This is a genomic window from Streptomyces sp. NPDC015032 (assembly GCF_043080425.1).
Lineage (GTDB): Bacteria > Actinomycetota > Actinomycetes > Streptomycetales > Streptomycetaceae > Streptomyces.
In genome coordinates this window covers 22,676-35,515 of record NZ_JBIBVN010000017.1, presented here as the reverse complement: position 1 = coordinate 35,515, position 12,840 = coordinate 22,676, and the positions used below count along the sequence as shown (strand labels likewise).

At 71.8% G+C, this 12,840-nt stretch carries 12 protein-coding genes and 2 pseudogenes; 6 read left to right on the top strand and 8 right to left on the bottom strand.

Translation table 11 applies throughout. The features are described from left to right. Positions 1-39: 39 nt before the first annotated feature. Together ACF08M_RS23280 and ACF08M_RS23275 are read right to left on the bottom strand one after the other, a co-directional pair. A complete protein-coding gene (locus ACF08M_RS23280) occupies positions 40-1,257 on the bottom strand; it encodes a sensor histidine kinase (RefSeq protein WP_392187184.1) in 1,218 nt (405 codons plus the stop codon). Between the two features lie 159 nt (positions 1,258-1,416). Further along, a pseudogene (locus tag ACF08M_RS23275) lies at positions 1,417-1,554 on the bottom strand (EamA family transporter); the annotation flags it as partial. Positions 1,555-1,563: 9 nt separating this feature from the next. Between ACF08M_RS23275 and ACF08M_RS23270 the strand changes: the two are divergent. Then, positions 1,564-1,795 (top strand): annotated as a pseudogene (locus ACF08M_RS23270) (SDR family oxidoreductase); the annotation flags it as partial. A 57-nt stretch (positions 1,796-1,852) separates the two neighbouring features. On the opposite strand, the gene ACF08M_RS23265 reads toward ACF08M_RS23270, so the two are convergent. The 3 genes from ACF08M_RS23265 to allB form a co-directional block, all read right to left on the bottom strand. Continuing rightward, entirely contained in the window at positions 1,853-2,182 is a 330-nt protein-coding gene (locus ACF08M_RS23265) for a putative quinol monooxygenase (protein ID WP_392187183.1), read from the bottom strand. A 105-nt stretch (positions 2,183-2,287) separates the two neighbouring features. After that, complete coding sequence (gene alc, locus ACF08M_RS23260) at positions 2,288-3,403, bottom strand: allantoicase (RefSeq protein ID WP_392187182.1); 1,116 nt, start codon at positions 3,401-3,403, stop codon at positions 2,288-2,290. Further along, complete coding sequence (gene allB, locus ACF08M_RS23255) at positions 3,400-4,749, bottom strand: allantoinase AllB (protein WP_392187181.1); 1,350 nt, start codon at positions 4,747-4,749, stop codon at positions 3,400-3,402. The genes alc and allB overlap by 4 nt, the downstream gene beginning before the upstream one ends. Positions 4,750-5,091: 342 nt before the next feature. Here allB and ACF08M_RS23250 point away from each other — a divergent pair, with 342 nt between their 5' ends. Beyond that, on the top strand, positions 5,092-5,892 hold the full coding sequence (locus ACF08M_RS23250) for an IclR family transcriptional regulator (RefSeq protein ID WP_392187180.1): 801 nt from the start codon (positions 5,092-5,094) through the stop codon (positions 5,890-5,892). A 44-nt stretch (positions 5,893-5,936) separates the two neighbouring features. On the opposite strand, the gene ACF08M_RS23245 is transcribed toward ACF08M_RS23250, so the two are convergent. After that, on the bottom strand, positions 5,937-6,617 hold the full coding sequence (locus tag ACF08M_RS23245; protein ID WP_392187179.1) for an ABC transporter ATP-binding protein: 681 nt from the start codon (positions 6,615-6,617) through the stop codon (positions 5,937-5,939). Then, complete coding sequence (locus tag ACF08M_RS23240) at positions 6,614-7,705, bottom strand: ABC transporter permease (RefSeq protein WP_392187178.1); 1,092 nt, start codon at positions 7,703-7,705, stop codon at positions 6,614-6,616. The genes ACF08M_RS23245 and ACF08M_RS23240 overlap by 4 nt, the downstream gene beginning before the upstream one ends. A gap of 110 nt (positions 7,706-7,815) precedes the next feature. Here ACF08M_RS23240 and ACF08M_RS23235 point away from each other — a divergent pair, with 110 nt between their 5' ends. Together ACF08M_RS23235 and ACF08M_RS23230 are read left to right on the top strand one after the other, a co-directional pair. Next, on the top strand, positions 7,816-9,030 hold the full coding sequence (locus tag ACF08M_RS23235; RefSeq protein WP_392187177.1) for a sensor histidine kinase: 1,215 nt from the start codon (positions 7,816-7,818) through the stop codon (positions 9,028-9,030). Beyond that, positions 9,027-9,671, top strand: a complete 645-nt coding sequence (locus tag ACF08M_RS23230; RefSeq protein ID WP_392187176.1) for a response regulator — start codon at positions 9,027-9,029, stop codon at positions 9,669-9,671. The genes ACF08M_RS23235 and ACF08M_RS23230 overlap by 4 nt, the downstream gene beginning before the upstream one ends. A gap of 18 nt (positions 9,672-9,689) precedes the next feature. Here the strand turns inward: ACF08M_RS23230 and ACF08M_RS23225 are convergent, their stop codons facing one another. Further along, positions 9,690-9,992, bottom strand: a complete 303-nt coding sequence (locus ACF08M_RS23225; RefSeq protein WP_392187175.1) for a DUF5955 family protein — start codon at positions 9,990-9,992, stop codon at positions 9,690-9,692. Between the two features lie 257 nt (positions 9,993-10,249). On the opposite strand from ACF08M_RS23225, the gene ACF08M_RS23220 reads away from it, so the two are divergent. Further along, entirely contained in the window at positions 10,250-10,855 is a 606-nt protein-coding gene (locus ACF08M_RS23220; protein ID WP_392187174.1) for an NTP transferase domain-containing protein, read from the top strand. A 234-nt stretch (positions 10,856-11,089) separates the two neighbouring features. Further along, positions 11,090-12,709 carry a malate synthase A gene (gene aceB / locus ACF08M_RS23215; protein WP_392187173.1) on the top strand — a complete coding sequence of 540 codons (1,620 nt, stop codon included), beginning with the start codon at positions 11,090-11,092 and terminating at the stop codon, positions 12,707-12,709. Positions 12,710-12,840: the final 131 nt, after the last annotated feature.

The following is a 12,840-nucleotide window of genomic DNA, read 5'->3' as shown; positions in this document are numbered from 1 at the left end:
GACCGTGGCGCGCCCGAAGACCATGGCCGTCCGTGGCCGTCACAGTGGCCATGGCAGCCAGGCCCGGATGCCGAAACCGCCGCCCGGTTCCGCCCCGTGGTCGAGGCGGCCGCCCGCCAGAGTGGCGCGCTCGGTGAGGCCGATGAGCCCCTGGCCCGAGCCGGGAACCAGCTCGAACGGTTCGGTCGGCGCCGGATTGAGCACCTCGATGGTGAGGCCGTCGCCGGGTCTGCCGGCGACCTTGACCGTGACCTCGGCCCCGGGTGCGTGTTTACGGGCGTTGGTCAGCCCCTCCTGCGCAATGCGATAGACGGTGCGGCCGGTGGCCGCGGGGGCCTCGGCGGGATCGGCGATGCGGTTGTCGAGAGCGACTGCCATGCCGGCCAGCCGGGACTCGGCGATCAACGACTCCAGGGTGGCCAGAGTGGGCTGCGGCCGGTTGCCGTCGCTCTCACCTGGGCTGCGCAGGACTCCGATGATCTCCCGGAGGTCCTGGAGCGCCTCGTGTGCGCTGTCCCGGATGACCCCGGCGGCGCGCGCCACCTCGGCCGGGGGTGCGTCGGGGCGGAATTCGAGGGCGCCCGCGTGGACGCTGAGAAGGGTGAGCCGGTGGGCCAGCACGTCGTGCATCTCCCGGGCGATGGCCTCGCGGGCCAGCCGCTGGGCCTGCTCGGCCCGGAGCTCCGCCTCGGTCTCGGCCCGGCGGGCCCGCTCGCGCAGTGTGACGACGAGCTGGCGCCTGAACCGTACGACCATGCCCCAGCTGAGCACCAGCAGGGACAGCAGCGCACCGACGAACGTCGACCCGAGGAACGAGCCGTTCGGATCGGGGCGCAGATACGGCTGCACCGGCGCGGCGACCAGGGCGAGCGCCCCGATGGCCGCCGCCGGCCGGAACGGACGGTGCACGGCCACGCTGAACAGGCCCACGAGCATGGCTCCGGCAGCGACCGGCTCGATGGTGGAGAGCAGGATCAGACCCACCGCGACACCGACCGGCCAGCGCCGGCGCACCCACAGCGCGCAGCAGGCCGCGGCGCCCACCAGGCAGTCGACGAAGACGACGCCTTCGGGCGTGGTGTGGTCCGCGTCGATCGACGACGCGACGAGCAGGCCGGTTCCGGCCACGCAGAGGAAGGCGGTGAGGTCGACGACCCAGTCCCGCACGGTGCGTCGCGAGCGGCCGCCCTGGTCGCCGGGCAGCTCGGGGTCGGCCATCGCCGAGGGAAGCAGCCAGCGGTACTCCATACGCGTCATACGACAAAACTAGCCAGGTCGGGCAGTCGCCCCGGCCATCCGGGGCGCGGCGAGCGACCAAAGTCGCGCAACGCGAGACTTTCGGCCGAAGCTCTCAGTCCGGCGGCTGACGCGGTGGTGGGACGGCGCCCGCGAGGCTCTCGCCATGAGGACGCCGAGCACCGTCCACGGCGCGTGACCGGTGCCGGGCTCGGTGGCGAGCACCGCGAAGACGGCGACCGCGCTGCCGAGCCGGATCGCCGTCAGCGACAGCGAGTCCGCCCCCTGGACCGACTTGATGCGGGCCATCCGCAGCACACGCGCATCCGCGAACCCGGTCCGCGCGGCATCACGGTCAGCCTGGTCCAGCCCGGCCCCGTGGACACGGACCTCGACCCGGCCGACGGTCCGTTCGCCGCCGGACAGCGCTCCACGACCGCGCTGGACCGGTTCGGCACGCCGGAAGAAGTGGCTTCCCTGATCCGCCTGCCCGGCGAGTGACGAGGCGGCGTTCATCACGGGTACGGAGGTGGCGGTGGACGGCGGTCACACGGCCTGACCTGTTCCGCGAGCGTGAGTTCATCGGTGGTGGCATCTGCACGGCACGGCGCGGGCGTCAGAGCGAGCGCGGGGTGACCTCCGCCATCCGGGACCAGCCCTCGCCCGGTACCTCGACGTTGATGATCTGCGGGGTCTCGGCGACGAGATCCGCCATCAGGTCCATCGCCGCCGCGAAGTGCTCCGACTTCACATGGGCCTCGCCGGCCTCGGGGGAGGCGAAGGCCTCCAGCAGGACGAACTCGTCGGGGTTCTCGACGCTGTACGACCACTCGAAGAACACGTTGCCCGGCTCCTTCCGGGTCGCGAGCGTGAAGGGTTCGACGGCCGGCAGCCAGTTGTCACGCTCGGCGCTGCGAACGGTGAATTTGACGGCGATGAAGATCATGCGTCCAGGGTCCCACAAGCCCCGGACACGGACTCATCGGGCACACCCGGACGGTGCCGGACGGGTCGGGCACCGGCCCGGCCGGCACTCGGACGGGCGGGAAAGCTATCCGCCGAGCTCACGGTGGCGCGCGGCCAGTCGCGTGGCCCCCTCATCGGTCGGTGATCCGAACAGTCGCAGCCGCGAGATGCCGCCGTCCGGGAAGATGTCGATCCGGACGTGCGTGGCCCGCACGGCGTCCGGCAGGACGAAGCGGTGGTTCGTGTCGGGCTGCAGCCGGGTCCGGGGCAGCACCTCGTTCCAGTCGCCGCCGTCCCCGTCTCGGGCGGAAAGGCTTGCCCAGCCCGCCGAGTTGCCCTTCAGGTACGCGGTGTCGATCTCGACGGCCCGGATCTCCGCCTGTTCCACGAGGCGGTAGCGGATCCAGTCGTTTCCCTTGTCGCGTCGGCGCCGGGTCTCCCAGCCGTCGTCCATCTTGCGGGACCTGCCCGGCTGGATGGTGTTGGTGGCCGGGGAGTAGAAGCGGTCGGAGGCGTCCTCGACCATGCCGCCGTTCTCCAGGGCGACCAGATCGAAGGTGCCGAGCGCGGCAAGCCAGACCGGGTCGGGGGCGACCTCGCCATGCACCCGGAGCCGGGCCATCCCCCCGTCGGGGTGCTGGTTGACCCGCAGATGGGTGACGCGCTGTTCGACCGCGACGGCGAATCCATTGGCCGCATGTCCACCGACGGCCGTACGCGGTACCAGCGTCGTCCATGTCACCTCGGGCGCGAGGAGTTCCCCGGCCGAGGGGGAGCCGGGGACGCAGGCCGCCTCGACGGAGACCGCCTGCGGGTAGTTGCCGCGGAAGTGGGCGGTGTCGACGACGATGCCGCGTACGACTCCGGGTGCGCCGAGGCGAATCAGCGCCCAGTCGTGGTCCTCGTCCGCCGGGTGCGGCCGGTCGGCGCCCGCACCGCGACGGCGACGGGTCTCCCAGCCGTCCATGACCTTGCCCTTGTGGCCGAAGTGCCCGGGGTCGAACTCGGCGGGTCCCGGCCTCAGCAGGTTCTCGCGCTCGGCGAAGAACTCGTCGTTGGCGGCGATCACACCCGCGCCGAGGCGCCGGTCAGCGAGGTCGACGAGGTCGGTGAAAGAGAGATCGGCGGTGCGGTAGTCGGCGTACGGGTCGCCGCCGCCGTACGGGTTCGCATCGCCGGTGAAGCGGGCTGTCGCCGTCATGGTCGGTGGTTCCTTTCGAGGAGGCGGCCGGTGGGTTCACCGACGGCGCCGTCCGCCGCGATCCGCTGCCCGCGGAGCCAGGTCGACTTCACGACGCCGTACAGGGTCCGGCCGGCGTAGGCGGTGACCTGGTTGCGGTGGAAGAGTTCGGCGGGGTCGACGGTGAAGGTCTCGTCGGGGGCGAGGACGGCGAAGTCGGCGTCACGGCCGGCCTCGATGGCACCCTTGCGGGTCAGCCCGGCCAGTGCGGCGGGGGCGGCCGACATCCAGCGGACGACGTCGTCGAGCGAGTGGCCGCGCCTGCGGGCCTCGGTCCAGATGACGGAAAGGCCCAGCTGGAGGGAGGAGATGCCGCCCCAGGCGGTGGCGAAGTCCGGCGTCTTGAGGTCGGCGGTGCACGGCGAATGGTCGGAGACGATGCAGTCGATCGTCCCGTCGGCCAGGCCGTCCCACAGCGCGTCCTGGTTGGCGGCCTCCCGGATCGGCGGGCAGCACTTGAACTCCGTGGCGCCGTCCGGGACTTCCTCGGCGGTGAGGGTGAGGAAGTGCGGACAGGACTCGGCGGTGACCCGTACGCCCTCGCGCTTGGCGGCGGCGATCACCGGCAGCGCGTCGCCGGACGACAGGTGCAGCACATGGACCCGGGCGTTCAGCCGGCCGGCGTGCGCGATGAGCCCCTCGATCGCGGTGTTCTCGGCGTCCCGGGGCCGGGAGGCGAGGAAGTCGGCGTACGCGGGCCCGCGGCACTGGGGTGCGGAGGCCAGATGGCGCGGGTCCTCGGCATGCACGATCAGCAGCCCGCCGAAGCCGGCGATCTCGGCCATGGACCGGGCCAGTTGCTCCTGGTCGAGCTCCGGGAACTCGTCGACGCCGGAGGGCGAGAGGAAGCACTTGAAACCGAAGACCCCGGCCTCGTGCAGTGGGCGCAGATCCTGGACGTTGGACGGGATCGCCCCGCCCCAGAACCCGGTGTCGATGTGCGCCTCGGGGGCCGCCGCCCGCTGCTTGGTGCGCAGGTGGTCGACGGTGGTGGTCGGCGGCAGGGAGTTGAGCGGCATGTCGAGCAGGGTGGTGACGCCGCCTGCCGCCGCCGCGCGGGTGGCGGTGCGGAAGCCTTCCCACGCGGTGCGGCCGGGGTCGTTCACATGGACATGGGTGTCGACGAGTCCGGGCAGCAGGACGTCGTCACCGAAGTCCTCCAGCCGGGCGCCGGGCGGCACCTCAGTGCCGTACGGCAGGACCGCGTCGATTCTCCCGGCGGCGACCGCGACCGCTGCGGGGCGCGTCCCGTCCGGGGTGACGACACGCGTCGAACGCAGTAGCAGTTTCACGTCCGCACCGGACACCCGTGCTCCTCACGTCGCACTTTCGACCGCTGGCAAATTCAACGAACTGTTGAAGGAGTCTTCACTCGGGATTCGGGTCCGTCAAGACCCCACTCTCCTCGCCGGGCAGCCGCTGGACCACCCGCAACCGCGCCTGGATTTTTTCCACAAAGTAAAAGATCAATTCCGGTGAGCGGAACGTAACAGGGGACCAGTACGGCACCACGGAACCGGTCCGCCGACTGCTGGCACCGGGACAAAGGGGCTCTGACCGGCCAGGACGCCGCACCCTGAGCAGTGGGCCGATCGGGAAGCGCCCGGTACCCTGCTGACTTGCCCTTACGCCTCGAAAGGACCGTTGACGTGCCGCCGTCCCACGCCAGCACATCCGACTCCAAGCCCGCCGCCTCCAGCGGTGGTGTGCAGTCCCTTGAGCGCGCCTTCGATCTGCTGGAGCGGATGGCGGATGCCGGGGGCGAGGTCGGGCTGAGCGAACTCTCCGCGAGCAGCGGGCTTCCGCTGCCGACCATCCACCGGCTGATGCGCACGCTGGTGGTCTGCGGGTACGTACGCCAGCAGCCGAACCGCCGCTATGCGCTCGGCCCGCGGCTGATCCGGCTCGGCGAGTCCGCCTCCCGGCTGCTCGGCACCTGGGCCCGCCCGTACCTCGCGCGCCTGGTCGAGGAGACCGGCGAGACCGCGAACATGGCGCTGCTCGACGGCGACGAGGTCGTGTATGTGGCGCAGGTGCCGTCCAAGCACTCGATGCGCATGTTCACCGAGGTGGGCCGCCGGGTGCTCCCCCACTCCACGGGCGTCGGCAAGGCCCTGCTGGCGCACACGCCCCCGGAGGAGGTACGGGCACTGCTCGCCCGTACCGGAATGCCGGCCGCCACCGAGAAGACGATCACCACCCCGGACGACTTCCTCGACGCCCTGGAGCAGGTCCGCAGGGTCGGTTACGCGGTCGACGACAACGAGCAGGAGGTCGGGGTGCGCTGTCTGGCGGTCTCCGTACCCGACTCGCCCACCTCGGCCGCGATTTCGATCTCGGGCCCGGCGGGCCGGGTGACCGAGGCGGCGACGGAGCGGTTCGTACCGATCCTGCAGCAGGCCGCGAAGGATCTGTCCGACGCGCTGGCCGGCAGCGGTTCCGCCGGCTGAGCCGGCGTGGGCCCGTGTGAAGGGGCTCACGCCGGGGCAGGCTCTCAGGCCGGTGCGGTGACCGTCAGACGGCCGTCGTCCATCGTGACGGTGTGGTCCGTGCGGTCCAGATGGGCCCGGTCGTGCGTCACCATCACCGTCGCCGTCGACCGCTGCCGGGTCAGTGCGACCAGCAGGTCGAGGACGGCGGCCCCGCGCTCGTGGTCGAGTGCGCTGGTCGGTTCGTCGACGAGCAGCACCGCCGGATCACTCATCAGCGCCCGCGCGATGTTGACCCGCTGGCGTTGTCCGCCCGACAGCTGGTGGGGCCTGCGGTCGGCCTTGTCCGCGAGGCCGACCGCTTCCAGCAGCTCCAGCGCCCGGCCGCGGGCGCCGCGCACCGCACCGCCCGACAGATGGGTCATCACCTGAAGCTGTTCGGCCGCGGTGAGGGACGGCAGCAGGTTGGGCTGCTGGAAGACGATGCCGATGCGTTCTCGCCGCAGCTCGGCCTTCTCCGCGCGGCCGAGCCCCGCGATGTCCGTACCGGCGACGACGACCCGGCCCTCGTCGGGGGTGACCAGGGTCGCGGCCACCGCCAGCAGGCTGGACTTGCCGGAACCGGACGGCCCGACGACCGCGGTGAGCGAACCGGCGGGCACCTCCAGCGAGACCCGGTCCAGTGCGGTGAGCCGGCCGTCGCCGTCGGGATAGGTGAGGGTGATGTCGGCAAGGGTGAGGGTCATCGGGCACTCCCGAGTGCGGTGAGCGGATCGACGGCGGTGATCCGCCGGATGGACAGGGCCGCCCCGGCGGCGCCGAGAACGATCATCACGGCCGCCGGGACCAGGACGGTCGCCGCGTCGAGGACGAACGGCACGGCACTGCCGCTGATCAACGCACCGAGACCCGAGGCCAGCACGGTGCCCACCCCCGTACCGATGGCGAGCATCACGACGGCCTGCCCGAGTGCATCGCGCAGCAGATACGGGGTGGAGGCGCCGAGTGCCTTGAGGACGGCGACGTCGCCGCTGCGCTGGATCGTCCAGACGGTGAAGAACGCGCCGATGACCAGGGCCGAGATGGCGAAGAGGAAACCGCGCATCAGCTGGAGCGAGCCGTTCTCGGCCTGGTAGGAGCCGATCGCGGTGAGGGAGTCCGTGAGGGAGAGCGTGCTGGTGCCCGCCGCCCTGTCGCCCGCGGCGACGTCGACGCCGTCGGTGGTGGTCAGGGCGATCACCGTGGCGTGCCGCGCCGGGCCGCCGTCGGCCCCGAGGCGCTGCCAGTCGTCGAACGAGGTCCACACGACCGGCGTATGGCTGTACGAGGCGTCTCCCGCAACCGCGGCGACGGTGACCTCGGTGTCGCCGAGCCGCAGCCGGTCCCCCGCTCCGGCGCCCAGGTCGTCGGCGGCCTGCTCGGACAGCACCACCTTCCCCGTGGCGACCCGCGCGCCGCCGGCGGGGGCCAGGCGCCCGTCCGGCTGGACGCCGAACGCCGAGACCGCGGCCGTGTGCTTCCCCTCGACAGCGGCGGCGTTGAGCGTACGGATGCCGAGCGGCTCCGCGTCCCGCACTCCGGGCCGCTTCGCCCAGCTCCGCCAGGCACTCTCCTCGACGGTCGAATTGGTGAAGGACACCGACTGGCCGTCGGGCGGGGCGGCGAACGCGAGGTGGTCGGCGTTCAGCCCCGTGACGGCCGAGGTGTTCTCCCGGGCCAGACCGGCCGTAAGACCGGACAACAGGCCCACGAGCAGCGTGATCAGCACCACGACCGAGCCCATGAGCGCGAACCGGCCCTTGGCGAACCGGAGATCTCTCCATGCGACGAACATGCTTCCAGCCTGGGCCCTCGGGCCTGCGGAAACATCGCTCGGCGGTGGGGCCCGACATCAACCTTTCGATTGACCGGCAGCGGACGCCGTCCGTCTACGCTGGACGAATTATGGATTCCCGTGCCCATCCCCCGGTCGCCGCCGCGCTGCGGATCTGTCTGCACGCGCTGTTGGTGGGGCTGCTCGCGCTCACGGCGGTGCAGGCCGTCGGCGACGGCACCTCGCGCGCCACCGCCGTCGTCATCGCCACCTGTGTGATGGCGGGGGTGTACGCGGCGGGCGCGCTCGCCCCCGCCGTACAGCCGCACACCCGCGCCGCCGCCCTGTGGCTGGTGCTGCTGGGCACCGTCTGGCTGGTGCTGCTCGTCCTGTCGTCCGACGCCCTGTGGGTGGCCTTCCCGCTCTATTTCCTGCAACTGCATCTGCTGCCGACGCGCTGGGCCCTGCCGGCCGTCGCGGTCACCGCCGCCGTCGCCATCGCCGGCTTCGTGCTGCACGGCCAGGCCGTCACGCCCGGTGCCTTCATCGGCCCGCTGCTCGGCGCGGCGGTCTCGGTCGCGACGGTCCTCGGGTACGAGGCGCTGTTCCGGGAGAGCGAACGGCGCCGCGAGCTCATCGAGGAGCTGATGTCGACCCGGGCGGAGCTGGCCGAGGCGGAACGCACGGCCGGCACGCTCGCCGAACGTGAGCGGCTGGCCCGCGAGATCCACGACACCCTGGCACAGGGCCTGTCCAGCATCCACCTGCTGCTGCGCGCCGCCGAACGCACGCTGCCCGCCGACGCTCCCGCCACCGCGCACGTGCGCCGGGCCCGCGAGGCCGCGCAGGACAACCTCGCCGAGGCCCGTCGCTTCGTACGCGCCCTGTCCCCGCCCGACCTGGAGAACGGATCCCTGGCGGCCGCCCTGGAACGCCTCTCGGCCCGCACCACGGGGCCCGGCCTCACCGTGCGGTTCGCGGTCAGCGGCTCACCGATGGAGCTGCCCACCCCGTACGAGGTGGCGCTGCTGCGCATCGCCCAGTCGGCGCTGGCCAACACGGTGCGGCACGCGGAGGCGCGGCGAGCGGAGATCACACTCAGCTTCATGGACACGTCGGTGTCTCTGGACGTCGTCGACGACGGTCTCGGTTTCGCCCCGGGCGACGGCGGACCGGTCGCGGCGGACACCGGTACCGGTGGCTTCGGGCTGCCCGCGATGCGTTCCCGGGCCCGTTCGCTGGGCGGCACGCTCAGTGTCGAGTCCGCGCCCGGTCAGGGCACGGCCGTCGCCCTCACCCTCCCACTCCCCCTCCCCGACGGCCGGCCAGGACAGGACGCCGCATGACACCCCCCGACCCCACTCCGATCAGACTGCTGCTCGCCGACGACCACCCGGTGGTGCGGGCGGGGCTGCGGGCCGTTCTCGACGCCGAACCCGACTTCCGCGTGGTCGCCGAGGCGGCCACCGCCGAACGGGCCGTCGCGCTCGCCGCGACCGGCGAGTTCGACGTCGTCCTCATGGACCTGCAGTTCGGCGCGGGAATGCACGGCTCCCAGGCCACCGCGGCCATCACGGCAGAGGCGGGCGCGCCCCGTGTCCTGATCCTCACCACGTACGACTCGGACGCGGACATCCTGGCCGCGGTCGAAGCGGGCGCCGCCGGCTATCTGCTGAAGGACGCCCCGCCGGAAGAGCTGGCGGCGGCGGTCCGCACGGCCGCGACCGGCCGCTCGGCACTCGCCCCGGCCGTCGCGCACCGGCTGATGGACCGCATGCGGACCCCGGCGCAGGCCCTGACCAAGCGCGAGCTGGAAGTCCTGCAACTGGTCGGCGAGGGCCTGTCGAACCTGCAGATCAGCAAGAGGCTCTTTCTCAGCCAGGCGACGGTGAAGTCCCATCTGGTGCACATCTACGCGAAGCTGGGCGTGGACTCCCGTACCTCGGCGGTCGCGACGGCGACGGCCCGGCGGCTGATCCGCCGCTGATCCCCGGTCGTCCGTACGTCAGGGGCGCGGCGGCTCGCCGAAGAGATCCACGGCGACGCGTACGTCCCTGAGCGCGGAGGCCAGTGCGCTGACCGAGCCGATCGCCCCGGCGATCAGCAGCAGTGAACGGCGCAGCCGGGGAATCTCGGGTGCGCCGCTGACCGCCATCGCGTCCAGCGCGGCCAGCTCGTCCTCGGCGATCCCCCGGTCCGGGAATTTCCCGGGATGCCCCGCCAGCTCACGGCGGAGCCGGGAGACGGCCGTACGCAACTCCGCGACCCTCGGATCCTCATCGCTGCTGGTCGCCCGCGTCTGCCCCACGCTTCGCAACAAAGCACTCCCCCTCGCACGTCCTTGTGCCCGTGTTCCGACCGGATCCCCGACCGTGGTCAAGTGTCCGGGTATGCCCGCAAGTTAACGCCATGGCAGGTGTCGGGCGCCACTCCGCGGACGGAATTCGGGGGTCCCGTACGGGTGATGCGCAGGGGCGCTCAGTGGACGGGGTCACCCGCCCATCCGTGACCGCCTCACTACGGTCCGCTTGCGCGAAGCGGGTGCGCCCGGGGTATCCAGTCCGCATGACTCGGAAAACACGGACCCCGGTGGTCACCGGGCTGCTGCTCGCCGCGGGCGGCGGACGGCGGCTCGGAGGCCGGCCCAAGGCGCTGCTCGAACACCGCGGCCGGCCGCTGGTGGAGCACGCGGTACACGTCCTGCGGGAGGGCGGCTGCGACCGTGTGCATGTGGTCCTGGGCGCCGCGGCCGAGGAGGTACGCGCCCGCGCACGCCTCGCCGGCTGCACGGTGACCGTCAACCCCGGGTGGACCGAGGGCATGGGCTCGTCGCTGCGGGCGGGGCTGGGAGCGCTGACCGGTACGGGGGCGGACGCGGCGCTCGTCCTCCTCGTCGACCAGCCGGGCATCGGAGCGGACGCGGTGGCGAGGGTGCGCTCGGCGTACCGCTCCCGGACGAGCCTCGTGGCCGCCTCCTACCACGGTGAGCGCGGCCATCCGGTGCTGTTCGGGGCCGGACGGTGGGCGGACATCGCGGCCGGAGCCCTCGGCGACCAGGGCGCTCGGGCGTATCTGCGGGCGCATCGCGATGCGATCACGCTCGTCGAGTGTTCCGATGTCGCTCAGGCGTACGACATCGACACGGTGGAGGACCTGAAGCACCTCGAGTGAGTGGACCGGCACGCCGCGCCGACACCGTTCCGCTTATGTCGACCCGGGGAGTCCCGACATCAACAAACCATTGAACTTCCATCATGAGGAAACTACTATCCACTGGCCAGAAGTCTCTGCATCTCTGACGGTGACCACGGCCGTATCCCGGAGCCCTGGCACGCCGTGCCGTTTCAGGAGGCCCGGCGGCTGTGAGACGCCCGCCCGCACCGCCCGCTGAAGGAGTGACCGCTCATGTCCGCACCAGCGCCGTCCCCGCTGGCCATCGTCGCTGCCGAGCCCCTGCCCCGGCAGGACGAGGTCCTCAACCATGCGGCTCTCGCGTTCGTGGCCGAGATGCACCGGCAGTTCACGCCCCGCCGTGACGAGCTGCTCGCCCGCCGGGGCGAGCGCCGCGCCGAGATCGCCCGCACCTCCACGCTGGACTTCCTGCCCGAGACGGCGGCGATCCGCGCGGACGACTCCTGGCAGGTCGCACCGGCCCCGGCCGCACTGAACGACCGCCGGGTGGAGATCACCGGTCCGACCGACCGCAAGATGACCATCAACGCCCTGAACTCGGGTGCGAGGGTCTGGCTCGCCGACTTCGAGGACGCGTCCGCCCCCACGTGGGAGAACGTCGTCCTCGGCCAGCTCAATCTGATCGACGCGTACAGCCGCGCCATCGACTTCACGGACCCGCGGTCCGGCAAGTCGTACGCCCTGAAGCCGGCCGACGAACTCGCCACGGTCGTCACCCGTCCCCGCGGCTGGCACCTGAACGAGCGTCACCTCCAGCTCGACGGCGCTCCGGTGCCGGGCGCACTGGTCGACTTCGGCCTCTACTTCTTCCACAACGCCCAGCGCCTCATCGACCTCGGCAAGGGCCCGTACTTCTACCTCCCGAAGACGGAGTCGCACCTGGAGGCCCGCCTCTGGAACGACATCTTCGTCTTCGCCCAGGACTACGTCGGCATCCCGCAGGGCACAATCCGCGCGACCGTTCTCATCGAGACGATCACCGCCGCCTACGAGATGGAGGAGATCCTCTACGAGCTCCGCGACCACGCCTCCGGGCTGAACGCGGGCCGTTGGGACTACCTCTTCTCGATCGTCAAGAACTTCCGGGACGGCGGGACCAAGTTCGTCCTCCCGGACCGCAACGCGGTGACGATGACGGCCCCGTTCATGCGTGCGTACACCGAACTCCTCGTCCGCACCTGCCACAAGCGCGGTGCGCACGCCATCGGCGGCATGGCGGCCTTCATCCCGTCCCGCCGCGACGCCGAGGTCAACAAGGCCGCCTTCGAGAAGGTCAAGGCCGACAAGGACCGCGAGGCCCGCGACGGCTTCGACGGCTCCTGGGTCGCCCACCCGGACCTGGTCCCGGTCGCCATGGCCTCCTTCGACGCGGTCCTCGGTGAGAGGCCGAACCAGAAGGAACGCCTGCGCGAGGACGTCTCGGTGGCCGCGGGTGACCTGATCGCCATCGACACCCTCGACGCCAAGCCCACGTACGAGGGCCTGCTGGGCGCCGTCGCGGTCGGCATCCGCTACATCGAGGCGTGGCTGCGCGGCATGGGCGCGGTCGCCATCTTCAACCTGATGGAGGACGCGGCCACCGCGGAGATCTCGCGCTCGCAGATCTGGCAGTGGATCAACGCGGACGTGGTCTTCGAGAACGGCGAACACGCCACGGCGGACCTGGCCCGTAAGGTCGCCGCCGAGGAACTCGCCGCGATTCGCGCCGAGATCGGCGACGAGGCGTTCGCGTCCGGCAGGTGGCAGCAGGCCCACGACCTCCTGCTCCAGGTCTCCCTGGACCAGGACTACGCGGACTTCCTGACCCTGCCGGCGTACGAGCAGCTGGGCTGAGCCCTGTACCGCTCGGGCCCGAGCGCCGCCGCGAGCGTGGCGTTGGCCCGGTGACCGGCCCAGATCCACCAGCGCACCTGCCCGCCGGAAGCGCGAGTGGTAAGTGTGCCGCCCGGGTGGACTGCGCTCTT